Source organism: Streptococcus infantis (assembly GCF_047465035.1).
GTDB lineage: Bacteria > Bacillota > Bacilli > Lactobacillales > Streptococcaceae > Streptococcus > Streptococcus infantis_T.
Genome location: NZ_JASHAQ010000003.1, coordinates 1 through 18522, shown reverse-complemented (window position 1 = coordinate 18522; position 18522 = coordinate 1). Strand labels below are relative to the sequence as shown.

At 40.5% G+C, this 18522-nt stretch carries 16 protein-coding genes and 1 other RNA gene; all 17 read left to right on the top strand.

All coding sequences use genetic code 11. The features are described 5' to 3' along the window. Window positions 1–30 precede the first annotated feature (30 nt). The gene (locus QM406_RS01710) at window positions 31–558 is read left to right on the top strand and encodes a DUF1273 domain-containing protein (protein ID WP_414273235.1); all 528 of its coding nucleotides are present in this window, start codon (window positions 31–33) and stop codon (window positions 556–558) included. 69 nt (window positions 559–627) lie between these two features. Further along, the gene (gene gpsB, locus QM406_RS01705) at window positions 628–957 is read left to right on the top strand and encodes a cell division regulator GpsB (protein WP_311522587.1); all 330 of its coding nucleotides are present in this window, start codon (window positions 628–630) and stop codon (window positions 955–957) included. A gap of 18 nt (window positions 958–975) precedes the next feature. After that, an RNA gene (rnpB, locus tag QM406_RS01700) (RNase P RNA component class B) lies at window positions 976–1356 on the top strand. Between the two features lie 81 nt (window positions 1357–1437). After that, window positions 1438–2595, top strand: coding sequence for a THUMP domain-containing class I SAM-dependent RNA methyltransferase (locus tag QM406_RS01695; protein WP_414273234.1), 1158 nt, complete (start codon window positions 1438–1440; stop codon window positions 2593–2595). A gap of 12 nt (window positions 2596–2607) precedes the next feature. Then, window positions 2608–4071, top strand: a complete 1464-nt coding sequence (mapZ, locus tag QM406_RS01690) for a cell division site-positioning protein MapZ (protein ID WP_414273233.1) — start codon at window positions 2608–2610, stop codon at window positions 4069–4071. Window positions 4072–4147: 76 nt separating this feature from the next. Further along, complete coding sequence (gndA, locus tag QM406_RS01685; RefSeq protein WP_003017375.1) at window positions 4148–5572, top strand: NADP-dependent phosphogluconate dehydrogenase; 1425 nt, start codon at window positions 4148–4150, stop codon at window positions 5570–5572. Between the two features lie 11 nt (window positions 5573–5583). Continuing rightward, complete coding sequence (locus tag QM406_RS01680; RefSeq protein ID WP_414273232.1) at window positions 5584–6273, top strand: response regulator transcription factor; 690 nt, start codon at window positions 5584–5586, stop codon at window positions 6271–6273. Between the two features lie 205 nt (window positions 6274–6478). Further along, a complete protein-coding gene (mvk, locus tag QM406_RS01675) occupies window positions 6479–7357 on the top strand; it encodes a mevalonate kinase (protein ID WP_414273231.1) in 879 nt (292 codons plus the stop codon). Further along, window positions 7339–8292 (top strand): diphosphomevalonate decarboxylase, encoded by a 954-nt coding sequence (gene mvaD, locus QM406_RS01670; protein WP_414273230.1) that lies wholly within the window; start codon window positions 7339–7341, stop codon window positions 8290–8292. Before mvk ends, mvaD begins: the two co-directional genes overlap by 19 nt. Further along, complete coding sequence (locus QM406_RS01665) at window positions 8279–9292, top strand: phosphomevalonate kinase (RefSeq protein WP_414273229.1); 1014 nt, start codon at window positions 8279–8281, stop codon at window positions 9290–9292. The genes mvaD and QM406_RS01665 overlap by 14 nt, the downstream gene beginning before the upstream one ends. Beyond that, the gene (gene fni / locus QM406_RS01660; RefSeq protein WP_248034635.1) at window positions 9270–10271 is read left to right on the top strand and encodes a type 2 isopentenyl-diphosphate Delta-isomerase; all 1002 of its coding nucleotides are present in this window, start codon (window positions 9270–9272) and stop codon (window positions 10269–10271) included. Before QM406_RS01665 ends, fni begins: the two co-directional genes overlap by 23 nt. Window positions 10272–10365: 94 nt before the next feature. Beyond that, a complete protein-coding gene (gene liaF, locus QM406_RS01655; protein ID WP_414273228.1) occupies window positions 10366–11064 on the top strand; it encodes a cell wall-active antibiotics response protein LiaF in 699 nt (232 codons plus the stop codon). Next, window positions 11061–12050 (top strand): sensor histidine kinase, encoded by a 990-nt coding sequence (locus tag QM406_RS01650; RefSeq protein WP_414273227.1) that lies wholly within the window; start codon window positions 11061–11063, stop codon window positions 12048–12050. Before liaF ends, QM406_RS01650 begins: the two co-directional genes overlap by 4 nt. Window positions 12051–12068: 18 nt before the next feature. Next, on the top strand, window positions 12069–12701 hold the full coding sequence (locus QM406_RS01645; protein WP_414273226.1) for a response regulator: 633 nt from the start codon (window positions 12069–12071) through the stop codon (window positions 12699–12701). Then, complete coding sequence (locus tag QM406_RS01640) at window positions 12702–13361, top strand: DNA alkylation repair protein (RefSeq protein WP_414273225.1); 660 nt, start codon at window positions 12702–12704, stop codon at window positions 13359–13361. A 198-nt stretch (window positions 13362–13559) separates the two neighbouring features. After that, window positions 13560–13781 carry a hypothetical protein gene (locus QM406_RS01635; protein WP_049549518.1) on the top strand — a complete coding sequence of 74 codons (222 nt, stop codon included), beginning with the start codon at window positions 13560–13562 and terminating at the stop codon, window positions 13779–13781. 692 nt (window positions 13782–14473) lie between these two features. After that, window positions 14474–18522, top strand: a 4049-nt coding sequence (locus tag QM406_RS01630) for a Rib/alpha-like domain-containing protein (RefSeq protein ID WP_414273224.1), incomplete at its 3' end; no start/stop codon positions are given.

The window sequence follows — 18522 nt, the reverse complement described above, 5'->3', positions numbered from 1 at the left end:
ACCATAAAAGTGTACAGAAAGGGTGGAAAAATGCATACAGCCTTGGTTTTAGGCTATTCTAGCTTTGATTTAGGATTGTTTAATGAAAAAGATATTCGTTTAAAAATTATTAAAAAAGCCATTCGTAGAAATTTGGAAAAAATGGCAGACGAAGGGTTGAAATGGTTGGTATTTACGGGAACTCTGGGATTTGAACACTGGGTTTTAGAGGTGGCCAGAGATATGAAAGATGACTTTGGTTTCCAACTTGCAACTATCTTTGATTTTGAGACTCATGGGGCAAACTGGAATGAGGGGAATCAGGTCAAACTGAGTGAATTTAAACAAGTTGATTTTGTTAAGTACGCCTATCCAAACTACGAGCACAAGGGTCAATTACGAGATTATCAACTTTTCTTACTTGAAAATACAGATGGAGCCTATCTTTTTTATGATGAAGAAAATGAAACAAAACTGAAGTATTTTTACGAACTGATGAAAAAGAAAGACAACTATATTACAAAAAGATTAACATTTGAGGAATTAAACGAAGTAGCTGAAAATTTTTCCGAAAATTGAGCCTTTGACCTTGCTTTTTGTTTGCCTTTTTTTATATAATAATACTAGCAACTGAGAATGGAGAGAGACATGGCAAGTATTATTTTTACAGCAAAAGATATTTTTGAGCAGGATTTTGGAAGAGAAGTACGTGGATATAGTAAAGCAGAGGTTGATGAATTCTTGGATGATGTCATCAAGGATTATGAAACTTATGCAGCATTAGTAAAATCATTGCGTTCAGAAATCGCGGAGCTCAAAGAAGAATTGGCGAAAAAACCTCAAGTGGCACCAGCAACTTCTGAATCAGCAGATCATGGAAGTACGACTTCTATGACAAACTTTGATATTTTGAAACGTTTGAATCGTCTTGAAAAAGAAGTATTTGGCAAACAAATCTTGGATAATTCTGATTTCTAAGAATGATTTTGTTGTGCAATTTTTGGATAATCGCGTGAAGAGAATTTCTTTTCATGAGGAAAGTCCATGCTAGCACAGGCTGTGATGCCTGTAGTGTTTGTGCTAGGCGAAACCATAAGCCTAGGGACGAGAAATCGTTACGGCAGTTGAAATGGCTAAGTCTTTTGATAGGTCAGAGTAGGCTTGAAAGTGCCACAGTGACGGAGTCTCTCTGGAAACGGAGAGAGTGGAACGCGGTAAACCCCTCAAGCTAGCAACCCAAATTTTGGTCGGGGCATGGAGTGCGCGGAAACGAACGTAGTACTCTGACTGCTATCAGCTAGAGCTGCTAGTGGTAGACAGATGATTATCGAAGGAAGTGGTCCTAGTCACTTCTGGAACAAAACATGGCTTATAGAAAATTGCATATAGGTTGGGGCTGAGATATATTCTCAACCTCATTTTTTAAAGTGAATAAAGAAAGGTCTATAAAAGACTGAAATGAAAACAACATTTAATTTAATTGCGACTGCTGCGGCGGGTTTGGAAGCTGTAGTTGGGCGTGAAGTAAGATATTTGGGTTATGATTGTCAGGTTGAAAACGGCCGTGTTCGTTTTCAAGGTGATGTGAAAGCAATCATCCAAACAAACTTGTGGCTAAGAGCTGCGGATAGAATCAAAATCGTTGTGGGAACTTTTCCTGCAAAAACATTTGAAGAACTCTTCCAAGGTGTTTTTGCTCTAGATTGGGAGAACTATCTCCCGCTTGGAGCACGTTTCCCAATTGCAAAGGCTAAGTGTGTCAAGTCAAAATTACACAATGAGCCAAGTGTGCAGGCGATTTCTAAGAAGGCAGTTGTTAAGAAATTACAAAAACATTATGCACGACCAGAGGGCGTTCCTCTCATGGAAAATGGTCCAGAGTTCAAGATTGAAGTTTCCATTTTGAAAGATGTAGCGACTCTTATGATTGATACAACTGGGTCAAGTCTCTTTAAACGTGGTTACCGTACTGAAAAAGGTGGAGCTCCGATCAAGGAGAATATGGCAGCGGCGATTTTGCAACTGTCAAACTGGTATCCAGATAAGCCTTTGATTGATCCAACCTGTGGTTCTGGAACTTTTTGTATTGAAGCTGCTATGATTGCACGTAAGATGGCGCCAGGTTTGCGTCGTTCCTTTGCTTTTGAAGAATGGAACTGGGTCAGTGACCGCTTGATTCAAGAAGTCAGAACAGAAGCTAGTAAGCAAATAGATCGAGAGATTGAACTGGATATCATGGGCTGTGATATCGATGGACGCATGGTGGAAATTGCTAAGGCCAATGCCCAGGCAGCAGGGGTTGCAGGAGATATTACCTTTAAGCAGATGCGCGTGCAGGATTTACGTTCAGACAAGATTAATGGAGTTATTATCTCCAACCCACCATATGGGGAACGTCTGTCAGATGATGCAGGGGTTACCAAGCTCTATGCTGAAATGGGTGAGGTTTTTGAGCCTCTCAAGACGTGGAGTAAGTTTATCCTGACTAGTGACGAAGTCTTTGAAAGCAAATATGGTAGTCAGGCGGACAAAAAACGAAAACTCTACAATGGTACTTTGAAAGTTGATTTATATCAATATTTTGGTCAACGTGTCAAAAGAAATTTGACAGATTAGAAAGGAGTTGCCATGGATCCAAAGGATAAAAAAGAAGAGTTGTTAGAACCTGAGAAAACCTTTCAGGAACCTCAGTTTGATTTTGAAGAAGCTAAGGATCTGACAGTTGGACAGGTTATTCGAAAAAATGAAGAAATCGAAGCAGGAGTAACTCCTGATGATACGATTTTGGACAAATACATTAAACAACATCGTGAAGAAATCGAAGCTGATAAATTTACTAACATTCAGGCGAAGAAAGAGGAACTTCGAAGTCTAGATGATTTGCTTCAAGACGCCAAAGAAACAATTGATGAAGAGGTTGAACCAGTAGAAGAAGTCCCTGACTTAGAGATTGCTGCTGAAGAAGAGGGAGTAGCAACGGAAGAATTTTTCCTTCCGCCACTAGAGGAAACCTTGGTTATGGATAAAAATCTAGTGGAACCTGTAACTGAGCCCCTTGTTGCAGAGGATGAAGAAGCTTTGCAAGAGGAACATCAATCTTTATCTCGCTCTGCTCAAGCAGAAGATGAGCCACAAAACAAAAAACTGTGGGTCATCTTGTCAGCTCTTTTAGCGATTATTGTCTTGATTATTGGGGGTAGTTACTATGTTTATCGTCAGATTACGCGTTCTTCCCAAGAAATTCAGTCTCAGTCATCTGATGCAGGTTTGGTAAGTAATCAAGCAATTCTCAATCAATTTAACAGTCTCTATGACACTTTTTATACTGATGAGAATAAAACTGCCCTAAAAAATAGTCAGTTTAGTCAGCTGAGTCAGCTCAAAGAGCTTTTAGATAAACTTGAGGGAGCTAGTGAGCATACTCTTGCCAAATCAAAATACGATAGTCTTGAAACACAAATCAAAGCGGTACAAGATGTTAATGCTCGATTTGAAACACCAGCTATTACAGATGGTGTTCTAAATACCAATGCTAAAGTAAAGGCAGATGCTAAATTTACCGAAGTTAAGACTGGGAATACTGAAATTGATAAACTGCTAGCTAAGGCTATTAGTCTCGGTAAAAGTCAACTTTCAAGTTCTACAAGCTCAAGCAGTAGTCAGTCAAGTTCATCAAGCCAAGCAGAGTCAAGTTCTGCAACTGAAAGCAATGCTAGCAGCTCTGCTAATGCATCAACTTCAGCAGGTGAAACAGCCTCAGCAAGTAATATCCTAAATAGTGGACTAACAAGCAATGGTGTGAACCTACAAAGAAGTGTCAGTCGAGTACCGTACAATCAAGCAGCTGTAAGTGATAGTAGTGATCCTGCTTGGACTTTTGCAGATGGTGTCCTTGAACGCATTCTTGAGACTTCGCGTGCGCGTGGCTACATTACAGGCAACCAATACATTTTGGAACCTGTGAATATTGTTAATGGTAATGGCTACTATAATCTTTATAAACCAGACGGTACCTATCTCTTTACCCTTAATTGTAAGACAGGTTACTTTGTAGGGAATGGTTCTGGACATGCGGATGATTTAGACTACTAGTCAAATTGTTACAAAATTCTTTCTTTTCACAGATAAACATGATAAAATAAAACATATTAAACAAGAGGAGTGTCACATGACAAAAGCTAACTTTGGTGTTGTTGGTATGGCCGTAATGGGTCGTAACCTTGCCCTTAATATTGAATCTCGTGGTTATACAGTTGCTATTTATAACCGTAGTAAAGAAAAAACTGAAGATGTGATTGCTTGCCACCCTGATAAAAACTTCGTGCCAAGCTATGATATCGAAAGCTTCGTAAACTCAATTGAAAAACCACGTCGTATCATGCTTATGGTTCAAGCAGGACCTGGTACAGATGCGACCATCCAAGCCCTTCTTCCACACTTGGATAAAGGTGATATCTTGATCGACGGAGGGAATACTTTCTACAAAGATACCATCCGTCGTAATGAAGAATTGGCAAACTCAGGTATCAACTTTATCGGTACAGGTGTTTCTGGTGGTGAAAAAGGTGCCCTTGAAGGACCATCTATCATGCCTGGCGGACAAAAAGAAGCTTATGACTTGGTAGCAGATGTTCTTGAAGAAATCTCTGCTAAAGCTCCAGAAGATGGTAAACCATGTGTAACTTACATCGGTCCTGATGGAGCTGGTCACTATGTAAAAATGGTCCACAATGGTATCGAGTACGGTGATATGCAATTGATCGCAGAAAGCTACGATCTTATGCAACACTTGCTTGGTCTTTCTGCAGAAGACATGGCTGAAATCTTTACTGAGTGGAACAAGGGTGAATTGGACAGCTACTTGATCGAAATCACTGCTGATATCCTTGGACGTAAAGATGATGAAGGTCAAGATGGACCAATCGTAGACTACATCCTGGATGCTGCAGGAAACAAGGGAACAGGTAAATGGACTAGCCAATCAGCTCTTGACCTTGGTGTGCCATTGTCACTCATTACTGAGTCAGTATTTGCCCGTTACATCTCAACTTACAAAGAAGAACGTGTTCATGCAAGCAAGGTGCTTCCAAAACCAGCCGCTTTCAAATTTGAAGGCGATAAGGCTGAATTGATTGAAAAAATCCGTCAAGCCCTTTACTTCTCAAAAATCATCTCATACGCACAAGGTTTTGCGCAATTGCGTGTAGCTTCTAAAGAAAACAACTGGAACTTGCCATTTGCGGACATCGCATCTATCTGGCGCGATGGATGTATCATCCGTTCTCGTTTCTTGCAAAAGATCACAGATGCTTACAACCGTGATGCAGATCTTGCTAACCTTCTTTTGGATGAGTACTTCTTGGACGTAACTGCTAAGTACCAACAATCAGTTCGTGATATCGTAGCTCTTGCTGTTCAAGCTGGTGTACCAGTACCAACCTTCTCAGCAGCCATTACTTACTTTGATAGCTACCGTTCAGCTGACCTTCCAGCTAACTTGATCCAAGCACAACGTGACTACTTTGGTGCCCACACTTACCAACGTAAAGACAAAGAAGGAACCTTCCACTACTCTTGGTATGACGAAAAATAAGTAGGTCAGCCATGGGGAAACGGATTTTATTACTTGAGAAAGAAAGAAATCTAGCTCATTTTTTAAGTCTGGAACTCCAAAAAGAGCAATACCGAGTTGATCAGGTAGAAGAGGGACAAAAAGCCCTCTCCATGGCTCTTCAGACTGACTATGACTTGATTTTACTGAATGCTCATCTAGGGGATATGACAGCCCAGGATTTTGCGGATAACTTGAGTCGGACCAAGCCAGCTTCGGTAATCATGGTCTTGGACCATCGAGAAGAATTGCAAGACCAACTTGAAACAATTCAGCGTTTCGCTGTTTCATACATCTATAAACCAATCATTATCGATGATTTGGTGGCTCGTATTTCAGCTATCTTCCGAGGTCGAGATTTCATCGACCAACACTGTAGTCAGATGAAAGTTCCGACAGCTTATCGCAATCTGCGTATGGATGTAGAACATCATACCGTCTATCGTGGCGAGGAGATGATTGCTCTGACACGTCGTGAATATGATCTTTTGGCTACCCTTATGGGAAGTAAGAAGGTTTTAACTCGAGAGCAGTTGCTGGAAAGTGTTTGGAAGTATGAAAGTGCGACCGAAACCAATATTGTGGATGTTTATATCCGTTATCTACGTAGCAAACTTGACGTGAAAGGTCAAAAGAGTTACATTAAAACAGTGCGTGGTGTTGGTTATACCATGCAGGAATAAAAAGCAGTTGCAGTTTTGTAACTGCTTTTTTAATATTTAAACAAGGACAATCGTTTTTCTTAATTAAAATCATAAATATATCCCTTGCTTTGTGAAACTGAAAGGAAACAATCGCTTTTTTTGTGAAAATATAATAAAATAGAAAGGAATAAAGTTCTAAAATTTTATCTAGAAACAGATGATTTTCATCTGATAGTAGGATTAAATGACAAAAGAAGTTGGTGTCGGTCAGGCACATAGTAAAATTATTTTAATAGGAGAGCATGCGGTGGTTTATGGCTACCCAGCAATCTCTTTACCTCTTTTAGAGGTTGAAGTGACTTGTAGGGTGGTTCCAGCAGCGACACCATGGCGTCTGTTTGAAGAGGACACCTTGTCTATGGCTGTTTATGCTTCTCTCGAGTATCTAAATATCAAAGATGCGTGCATTCGTTGTCAAATTGACTCGGCTATTCCTGAAAAACGTGGGATGGGTTCTTCAGCGGCTATTAGCATTGCGGCCATTCGAGCGGTATTTGATTATTACCAAGCGGAACTTCCACATGACGTGTTAGAGATTTTGGTCAATCGGGCGGAGATGATTGCCCATATGAATCCTAGTGGATTGGATGCTAAGACCTGTCTTAGTGACCAACCTATCCGTTTTATCAAGAATGTTGGTTTTGAAGAATTAGCCATGGATTTGTCAGCTTATCTGGTCATTGCCGATACTGGTGTTTATGGGCATACTCGTGAAGCTATCCAGGTCGTGCAGAGCAAGGGCAAGGATGCCTTACCTTTCTTGCATGCGCTAGGAGAGTTGACCCAAGAAGCAGAAGAAGCAATAAAAACAAAAGATGCCGTGAAGCTGGGAGAAATTCTAACCAAAGCTCATGGAAATCTAAAAGAAATCGGAGTTAGTAGCCCTGAGGCAGATGCCTTGGTTGAAACTACCCTTGAACATGGTGCTCTAGGGGCCAAGATGAGTGGTGGTGGTCTAGGAGGTTGTATCATCGCCTTAGTTGCAAATGTCAACCAAGCGCAAGAACTCGCAGAAAGATTAGAAGAGAAAGGAGCTGTTCAGACATGGATCGAAAGCCTGTAACAGTACGTTCCTATGCCAATATTGCTATTATTAAATATTGGGGTAAGAAAAAAGAAAAAGAGATGGTTCCTGCGACTAGCAGTATCTCTCTAACCTTAGAAAATATGTATACGGAGACAACACTTTCACCTTTGCCAGCAGATGCTAGGGCAGATGAGTTTTACATCAATGATCAGTTGCAAAACGAGGCAGAGCATGCCAAGATGCGTAAAATCATTGATCGCTACCGTCCTGAAGGAGCAGGTTTTGTTCGTATCGATACCAAGAACAATATGCCGACAGCAGCAGGTCTTTCTTCAAGTTCCAGTGGCTTATCTGCCCTGGTCAAAGCCTGCAACGCCTATTTCCAATTAGGACTAGATCGTAAAGAATTGGCCTTGGAAGCTAAATTTGCATCGGGTTCTTCATCTCGTAGTTTTTATGGACCTTTGGCAGCTTGGGATAAGGATAGTGGAGAGATTTATCCAGTTGAAACTGACTTGAAACTAGCTATGATTATGTTGGTCTTGGAAGACCAGAAAAAACCAATCTCTAGTCGGGATGGTATGAAACTCTGTGTGGAAACTTCGACAACATTTGATGAGTGGATTCGTCAATCTGAACAAGACTACAAGGATATGCTGGTCTACCTCAAGGAAAATGACTTTAAGAAAGTTGGAGAATTAACAGAGAAGAACGCTCTTGCAATGCATGCTACGACAAAAACTGCAAATCCGCCTTTCTCTTATCTGACAGATGCGAGTTATGAGGCTATGGATTTCGTTCGTCAGCTTAGAGAACAAGGAGAAGCTTGCTACTTTACCATGGATGCGGGGCCTAATGTAAAGGTTCTTTGTTTAGAAAAAGACTTGGAACATCTATCAAAACTTTTAGGTCAACGCTATCGCTTAATCGTTTCAAAGACAAAGGATTTGAGCCAAGATGACGATTGTTAAAACTTGTGGGAAGCTCTACTGGGCTGGTGAGTATGCCATTTTAGAACCAGGACAGTTGGCACTAATAAAAGCTATTCCCATCTATATGACGGCTGAGATTACAGCATCTGATGCTTATCAACTCTACTCAGATATGTTTTCCTATAGTGTAGACTTGCGACCGGATTCTTCTTATGCCTTGATTCAAGAAACAGTTGCCTTGGTGGAGGAGTGTCTAACTGTCCAAGGAGTTGAACTGCAGCCTTTTTCCATAGATATTCGAGGGAAAATGGAGCGTGAGGGCAAGAAGTTTGGTCTGGGTTCTAGTGGTAGCGTCGTTGTATTGGTTATCAAGGCTATGCTTGCTTTCTATGAAAGACCAGCTGAAAGAGACCTCTTGTTTAAACTGGCGAGTGCAGTCCTTCTCAAACGTGGAGACAATGGTTCCATGGGGGATATTGCCTGTATCGTTTCAGAAGACCTCGTCCTCTATCAGTCGTTTGACCGTGAGAAAGTGTCACAATGGCTAGAAAAGGAAGACTTGCCAACTGTATTGGCACGTGATTGGGGCTTTTCTATTAGGAATGTTGAACCGGTCTTGGCATTTGATTTTCTGGTGGGTTGGACCAAGGAAGTAGCTGTGTCTAGTCATATGGTCAAGCAAATCAAGAACAATATGAACGCTAGCTTTTTGCAGGCTTCAAAAGAAACTGTCACTAGCTTGGTAAAGGCTTTGGAGGCAGGTCAAGAAGAAATGATTATTGACTTGCTAGAACAAGCCAGCCAACTTTTAGAAGGTTTGAGTTCAGATATTTACACACCTTCACTCAGACAATTAAAAGATGCCAGCCGAGACTTGAAAGCTGTTGCAAAAAGTAGTGGTGCTGGTGGTGGAGACTGTGGGATAGCTCTCAGTTTTGACCAAGATTCGACCAGATTACTGAAAAAACGCTGGGCTGATTTAGGGATTGAGCTCTTGTATCAAGAAAGGATAGGACATGACGACAAATCGGAAGGATGAGCACATCCGCTATGCCCTTGAACAAAAAAGTTCTTATAATAGTTTTGATGAGGTGGAGTTAATCCACTCCTCACTACCCTTATATGACATAGATGAGATTGATCTTTCGACAGAATTTGCAGGGCGCAAATGGGACTTTCCTTTTTATATAAATGCCATGACAGGCGGTAGTGACAAGGGCAGAGAAATCAATCAAAAATTGGCCCAGGTGGCAGAGGCCTGTGGAATTTTATTTGTGACGGGTTCTTACAGTGTGGCACTTAAGGATCCATCAGATGACTCTTTCTCCGTCAAGTCAAATCATCCTGACCTACTACTTGGAACCAATATTGGCTTGGACAAACCTGTTGAACTAGGATTACAAACGGTCAAAGAGATGAATCCCCTTCTCCTGCAAGTTCATGTGAATGTCATGCAAGAATTGCTCATGCCAGAAGGCGAGCGGCAATTTAGATTGTGGCAAAATAATCTGAAAGATTATGCTGAGCAAATCTCTGTGCCCCTTGTTTTAAAAGAGGTCGGCTTTGGCATGGATGTGAAAACCATTGCTAAGGCATATGAGATGGGGATACGTACGGTTGATTTGTCTGGTCGTGGGGGAACTAGCTTTGCCTATATCGAAAATCGTCGTAGCGGTCAACGGGACTACCTCAATGATTGGGGGCAATCGACCATGCAAACCCTTCTAAATGCCCAAGACTGGAAAGATAAGATGGAGCTTCTGGTAAGCGGAGGGGTTCGCAATCCACTAGATATTATCAAATGCTTGGTCTTTGGAGCAAAGGCAGTTGGGCTATCACGCACCATGTTAGAGTTGGTCGAAAACTACCCAGTAGATGTCGTTATCTCTATTGTTGAAAGCTGGAAGGAAGACCTACGTTTGATTATGTGCGCCCTTAATTGTAAAAGAATTGAGGATTTGCAAGAGGTTGACTATCTCCTGTATGGAAAATTAAAAGAAGCAAAAGATCAACTATAAGGAGGTCGGGATTTTGGTCCCGGTCTTTTTATCATTCCTCAGACTGATGTGACATTTTGGTTTTGTGATACAATAAAATAGAGAGGACGGATACATGCGAAAATTTCAAATTTTTCTATTTATTGAAGCTTGTTTATTGACAGGAGCTCTGATTATGATGGTATCAGAGCATTTTTCCCGTTTTCTGCTGATCTTGCTCTTGTTTTTACTGCTGATTCGATACTATACTGGTAGACAGGGGAATAACTTCATTTTAGTGGCAGTGAGCATTCTATTTTTCTTTATCATCATGCTCAATCCCTTTGTCATCATGGCTATCTTTGTGGCTTTGATTTATAGTCTCTTCTTGCTTTATCCTATGATGAATCAGGAAAGAGAAGACACCAATCTGGTCTTTGAAGATGTTGTGACCGTAAAGAAGGAGAAAAATCGTTGGTTTGGAAATCTTCATCACTTCTCAAGCTATCAGACCTGTCGTTTTGATGATATCAATCTCTTTCGCCTTATGGGGAAGGATACCATTCATCTAGAGCACGTGATTTTGAGCAATCATGATAATGTCATCATCTTGAGAAAACTGGTCGGTACGACTAGAATTATCGTACCAGTGGATGTTGAAGTCAGTCTAAGTGTCAATTCTCTGTACGGAGATTTAACCTTTTTTGACCAGCCTAAACGTGCTTTGCGTAATGAGCAATTTCATCAAGAAACCAGAGATTATCTCAAGAGTCCCAAGAGTGTTAAGATTCTTTTGACAACTATGGTTGGAGATGTTGAGGTGGTGAGAGGATGAAAAAGCAACCCTATATTTTAATTGGTCTCACCTCATTTCTCTTTGTTGCTTTTCTATTTCGAAGCATTTTTAAGGTCTTAGATTTGGAATGGACTTCTCTCTTCCAAGATTTAGAAAAGACAGAAAAAGTCCTATTTCTAGCTTTGATGTTTAGTCTTGCTCTAGCCTTTTTATTGGTCTTGTTTTGGACAATGGTTGACGAGATTTCACGTAGAAAAATCCAAGCAAATCTTAAGAATCTGTTGGCTGGCAAAGATATTAAAATTCTTGGGGATGCTGACTTAGATGCAAGTTTTAAAAACTTATCAGGCAAACTTGGTTTATTGACAGAAGCCATTCAAAAAGCTGACAATCAGGCCTTGCTCAAAGAAGAAGTGACTATTGAAAAGGAGCGTAAGCGAATCGCGCGTGACTTGCATGATACGGTTAGCCAAGAAATTTTTGCTGCCCATATGATTTTATCAGGACTCAGTCAACAAGCTTCCAGATTAGACAAAGAGAAGATGCAGACACAACTCCAGAGTGTGACAGCTATTTTGGAGACAGCCCAGAGAGATTTGCGTATCCTACTCTTACATTTGCGACCGATAGAACTGGAACAAAAGAGTCTGGTTGAGGGGATTCAGTTGCTTCTCAAAGAATTGGAAGAAAAAAGTGAACTCAAAGTCAGTTTTAAATATCAGGTAGACGAATTACCTAAAAAGATTGAGGAGCATGTCTTTCGTATCGTCCAAGAATTGATTAGTAATACTCTCCGTCATGCCCAAGCTTCTTGTCTAGATGTTTATCTTTATCAAACGGAAACAGGCTTGCAGTTAAAGGTAGTAGACAATGGTCGAGGTTTTCAGCTAGATGATGTTGATGAATTAAGCTATGGTTTACGCAATATCAAAGAACGGGTGGAAGATATGGCTGGGACTATACAATTATTAACAGCTCCCAAGCAGGGTTTGGCAGTGGATATTCGGATCCCCTTGCTTGATTGACTAACAAAAGGAAATAAAATGAAACTATTATTGGTAGATGACCACCAAATGGTGCGTCTGGGTTTAAAAAGTTATTTTGAACTACAAGATGATGTAGAGGTTGTAGGAGAAGCAACCAATGGTGCGGAAGGAATTTCCATGGCTTTGAAGCTTCGGCCAGATGTGATTGTCATGGATATTGTCATGCCTGAAGTCAATGGGATTGATGCAACTCTAGCTATTCTCAAAGAATGGCCGGAGGCTAAAATCTTGATTGTGACTTCTTACCTAGACAATGAAAAAATCATGCCGGTTTTGAATGCTGGGGCTAGAGGATATATGCTCAAGACGTCCAGTGCAGATGAATTGTTACACGCTGTTCGTAAGGTGGCGGTTGGAGAGCTAGCCATCGAACAAGAGGTGAGTAAGAAAGTAGAATACCACCGCAATCATATGGAACTTCACGAAGAATTAACTGCGCGTGAACGCGATGTCCTTCAACTAATTGCAAAGGGCTATGAAAATCAGCGGATCGCAGATGAATTGTTTATTTCCCTCAAAACTGTAAAAACTCATGTTTCAAACATCCTTGCTAAACTTCAGGTTAGCGACCGCACCCAGGCAGCAGTCTATGCCTTTCAGCATCACTTGGTAGGGCATGAGGATTTTTAGATGAGTTTAGCAGATTTACTTGTGGAGCTAGAAGCGGCAAAAGATCCGAAAAAGGCAGGGCCTATGGAAGCCTATATGCGCCAGCAATTTTCCTTTCTAGGTATTGCGGCACCTGAAAGAAATGCGCTCTATAGAAAATACTTTCCAAGCGAGAAAAAAACAAAGATCATCGATTGGGATTTTGTGGACACTTGCTGGAAAAAGGAGCCAAGAGAATACCAGTATGTGGCTGCCAATTATTTGAAAAACATGCAGTCTTATCTAAAGGACACCGATTTGTCTAAGCTAGAGCAGTTAATCGTGACAAAATCCTGGTGGGATACGATAGATATTCTAGATCGAGTAGTAGGAAGTTTGGTATATGACAAGCCGGAATTAGGAGAAATCATCCTCCAATGGAGCCTATCAGACAATATCTGGCTGAGACGAGTCGCTATTGATCACCAGTTGTTAAGAAAAGAAAAAACAAATGTCCGACTGATGGAAAAAATCCTACTAAACAATCTGAACCAGACAGAATTTTTTATCAATAAAGCCGTTGGCTGGGCTCTGAGAGACTACTCTAAGACCAATCCAGAATGGGTAGCAAGTTTCATCGAAAAAAACAAGAAAAGAATGGCTGAACTTAGTATCAAAGAAGCAAGCAAGTATCTCAAGTAGTCCTGAAAACTCGGTTCTGACTTGAAAAAACCATAATAGGCGGTAGCTAGTAGAACTTGTTAACAACAAGAATAGTAGAGAGTATCATCTCGAGAAGGATGTCTGTCAAATGAGCCTAGCGCTGTTGTTCAGACTGCAAAAAGAGACAAATGATTTAGACCAAGGATTTAGTTCAGTATGCTAGAAGACTAATACTCAATGAAAATCAAAGAGCAAACTAGGAAGCTAGCCGCAGGTTGCTCAAAGCACTGCTTTGAGGTTGCAGATAGAACTGACGAAGTCAGCTCAAAACACTGTTTTGAGGTTGTGGATAGAACTGACGAAGTCAGTAACCATACCTACGGCAAGGTGAAGCTGACGTGGTTTGAAGAGATTTTCGAAGAGTATAAGTCCTTTTATAGTGGATTGAATCTGGAATAGTACACTATGACTGCTAAAAATATTTCTAGAAATTACTTTGACTTTTCTAATCTCTTTGTTCATATCTTATTTCAATCTACTATATTTGACTCTCACAGGTGTAATCGATGGCATCCCTCGGTGCTATCTCATAATTTTTAAAAGAAAACACCATTTTAAGCCTATAAAATCAAAAAAAGCAAAAATTTTTAGTGTGCGATCACCTATAGTATGGGATTCATTAAAAACTCTTTCCTTACCCTCCTAGAACATAAGAAGGTCTATCGATTGTCTTGTTAAAAATATATACTTGGACTAGCATCTTTCTTAAGTGGTTTGTCAATAAAAAGTGTAGGTTGATTTTTCTTGAGTAGTAAAAGATTCAAGAATATTTAGGGTTACTCATGTTCTTTGATAAAAACTCCATTCATATATTTTTTCTTTCATTCTGAAAACTTAATGTAAATTTTCTGTTTTTTTGAAATTTTGTGTCTTAAAAGGTCCAGTGAAGAAAACTGTGTGTGTAGAATCCTGTTTTACTTAATTTTTAGATAACTATATTAAGTGATAAAAGGCAGTGTATATGTAGTTTTGGGTTTATAAAATACTTGAAAGTTCAAAAATTGTTTTAATTGACTATTTTCTAGAAGAGATGTATAATTGAATTGTATGTAAAAGACATGCAGTTATTTTTAAACAAAGGAGATAATGTGATGTATTTTAATCGTAAAAATGCAGAGCAGAAGAACTGGCGTATGATTAAAAAAGGAAAACATTTCCTTTTTGGTTGTTCGCTTGTCTTTGCAGTTGGTGCAGCCTTGGTAGCTCCAACGGTTAAGGCCGACACAGCTGATACTGGGGAGGTAGAGACTAAAACTGCCAACTCAGCTGCTGAAGCAAGCTCTAGTGACGAAGTAGGAACGTATAAAGCACCAGCAGTGGAGGTATCAACAACTTCACCAGTGGTTGCCGAACATCCTACAAGTTCAGAAGCTACCTCAGCAAAAACAGCTAAGGAAGCAGATGGAGTTCAGCTTCCTTCATTGACAGTAGTTGCAAATTCTTCAGCTTTGACAGATGAAGAAAAAGCAAATGTAGTGGAAGCTGTTAAGGGGGAAAATCCTACTGCGACTGATGTTCAAATCCAAGCAGATGGATCAGTAGTTGTTACTTTTGCAGATGGTTCAACTGCAAACTTGACAGCAAGTCAAACTGTTAAAGTGGCAGCTCCAGCAGAAACTTCAGCCACTCAACCTAAGTCAAGAAGCCGTCGAGCAGCAGGACAAGAACGTGCTCAAGATCGCTCTTCGGAAGAGAAAGACATCAAGTACGTTTATAAAGACAGAACTGCTACAGTAAACGATGGAGATCCAACTCAACGTGCTAAGATCGAGTACAGACAGCTGGGAGACTATGAGGTAGTCGATGGAAAAACAGTGGCTACAGACCCATCTGGTCAAGGTCGTCCAGTCTTGGAGTGGACGGTAACCTTTAACGAGGCTCAGTACGATAAGATGGGAGGATACTACTACTTTACAATCCCTAAAAATGTATCTGATCCTTATAAAGTTGTGACAGAATATAACAACGGCGCTTACGGCCCCCGCGATGGCTGGGTGGATGGAAATGTTACACCAGGTGGTTCGCCGTCTGCAGAAGGTCAGCAGTTTATCGATGCTGGTAATAAACTTGAGTGGCGTGTCAAGAATACCGTTGGGGGAGACTACAACAACGTAAATGGTCTTAGCGGTGTCATGAACAACACTAAAAAGGTTTATGTCCTTAGTTATGGTAACAACACTAAGGCGCGCATGGTTACTATTAAGTACCGTACTGTAGTTGAAGACCCATCACAGACCATTTCTTATATTGCTGGAGTTGAATCTAAAACAGGCTTACCACGAAACAACTGGTATGCTATCTCAGGTAAATATGATAAGCAACTGGTTAGTCAGGTTGCTGCACCAAGTGTGACTCCAAACTTGACCAACACCTCTGTCAACGTTCCTGTTCAAACTGTAGCTTCAACTTCAAGCACTCTTTCAGGAACAGGGGTTCCAGGTGCAACTATTAAGATTTATATCGATGGTCAAGAGCAAAACATCGGCAATGTCACTGTTGACAGTAGCGGTAACTGGACTACAGGTGAGCTTCCAACAGCCTTGAACAACAACCAAGGTGATGGTACAACTATCAAACCACGTCAAACAGTAGAGGTAAGCCAAGTAGTTAACGGTGAAGAAAGTAGCCGTCGTACTGTACCAGTATCTGTTGGTGTAACAACTGTTGAACCTTCAAGCTTGACTACTAACCAAGCTGCAGTTGTAGCAGGACAAAAAGAGGTTACTCTTAAGGTTCCTCATGATGCAGGAATTGCCTACATGCGCTATACAAATACTGCTGGAGAGACTGTTGAGATTCCAGTCAAACGTGATAATGCCTCATCTGCATGGACATCACAAAAATCAGATAAGGCAACTGTCAAATCAGTTGAGCACGGTAAGTTCCAAGATACGATCGTTCTTACCATGGCTGACAAGATTGCAGGTACAGAAGTAGCAGCAATCTCAAACGTGGTAGAGGGTGGCTTCTCAAGTGTGGCTGACTGGCAACCACGCTCAGTAGAAAACCAAGCTCCAACTATTGCATCAGCAGTTGAAGGAAACAAAAAAACTGTTGCTCAAGGTGCTCAACTTGACCTTGCATCTCTTGTGACAGTAGCAGATAAAGAAGATGATGCTCAAGCAACCCTAGGTGATAAGGTTCATGCTGAAGTTGTCTCAGTAAATGGTAACACAGCAACTAAGACAGTTGACACAAATACTCCAGGCACTTATACAGTTAAGTATAAAGCTGTTGATAGCCAAGGTAAAGAGTCAGATGAGATTGAAGTTACTGTAGTTGTCACTCCTGCACGTGACAACGTAGCACCAACAGTAGAAATTCCTTACTCTAATAAAGCTGAAAAAGAAGTTTATGTCTATGGTGGAGAAGCAAACTCATTCGATATCAAATTCAAAGATGATAGTGGAAAAATTGCAAGTGCTACTGTAAACGCTGGAGGAAACCAAGCATTTAAACCAGTTGAAGGTGAAGCAAATAAAATTAACACTCAATTTGGATTTAAAGCAAATGTTATCTCTGCTGAAACACCAGCAACAGCAGATGCACCAGCAGTCATTACTTATTCAGGTACTCCAGCACCAGAAGGGAAATTTACACAAAACGACTTAGATGCTGCCACTAGAGGTGAAAATCCAAAAGGTGTAGCTTTAGGATGGCGTTATGCAACTGCAACGGATACAGATGGTGCGAAAATTGAGAATGGAGCAACAAGTGCTTCAAACCCAACTGACCCAGGTGCATTCCGTGTCATGCTTAAGGGACAAACTCAAAAATATGACATTGTAGCTCCAACAGAAAAAGTTGCTGTAGCAGACCCAACGAATGTAACAGATGACGACTTAGCTAAAATCAAAGAGAAACTCCAACTTGAGTACTCTAAAACCAATGATGATGCTAACTTGGCAGATAAAAAAGGTCAACCTGTAGCTGACAAAGATGCTAAGATTAAATCAGTCGAAAAAGATGCTGATGGAAATCTTGTTGTAACCTATAAAGATGGTTCTCAAGATAAGAAACCATTGTCAGAATTTGTAACGAAAGATACAACAACTCCTGCACGTGACAACGTAGCTCCAACAGTAGAGATTCCTTACTCTAATAAAGCTACTAAAGAAGTTTATGTATACGGTGGAGAAGCAAACTCATTCGATATCAAATTCAAAGATGATAGCGGAAAAATTGCAAGTGCTACTGTAAACGCTGGAGGAAACCAAGCATTTAAACCAGTTGAAGGTGAAGCAAATAAAATTAACACTCAATTTGGATTTAAAGCAAATGTTATCTCTACTGAAACTCCAGCAACAGCAGAAACACCAGCAGTCATTACTTATTCAGGTACTCCAGCACCAGAAGGGAAATTTACACAAAACGACTTAGATGCTGCCACTAGAGGTGAAAATCCAAAAGGTGTAGCTTTAGGATGGCGTTATGCAACTGCAACGGATACAGATGGTGCGAAAATTGAGAATGGAGCAACAAGTGCTTCAAACCCAACTGACCCAGGTGCATTCCGTGTCATGCTTAAGGGCCAAACTCAAAAATATGACATTGCTACTCCAACTGAAAAAGTTACTGTAGCAGATCCAACGAAAGTAACAGACGCTGAGTTAGATAAAATCAAAGAAAAACTTCAACTTGAGTACAACAAGAACAATGACGATGCGAATATCGCAAAAGATACTCCAGTTAATAAAGATGGTAAGATTAAATCAGTCACAAAAGATGCAGATGGAAATCTTGTCGTAACCTACACAGATGGTTCTACAGATAAAAAACCACTAACAGAATTTGTAACTAAAAAACCAACAGATGCAGATAAGAACGAGCCAACACCAAAAGCTCAAACTGTAGATAAAGGAACTGAACCAAAAGCAGAAGATTCAATCGGTAACTTGAAAGATCTTCCTAAGGGTACAACAGTAGCCTTCAAGGATCCAGTAGATACAACAACACCAGGTGAAAAACCTGCGACAGCAGTTGTAACTTACCCAGATGGTTCTAAGGAAGAAGTTCCAGTTAAAGTAACTGTTACAGACCCAAGTTCAAAACCAACAGATGCAGATAAGAACGAGCCAACACCAAAAGCTCAAACTGTAGATAAAGGAACTGAACCAAAAGCAGAAGATTCAATCGGTAA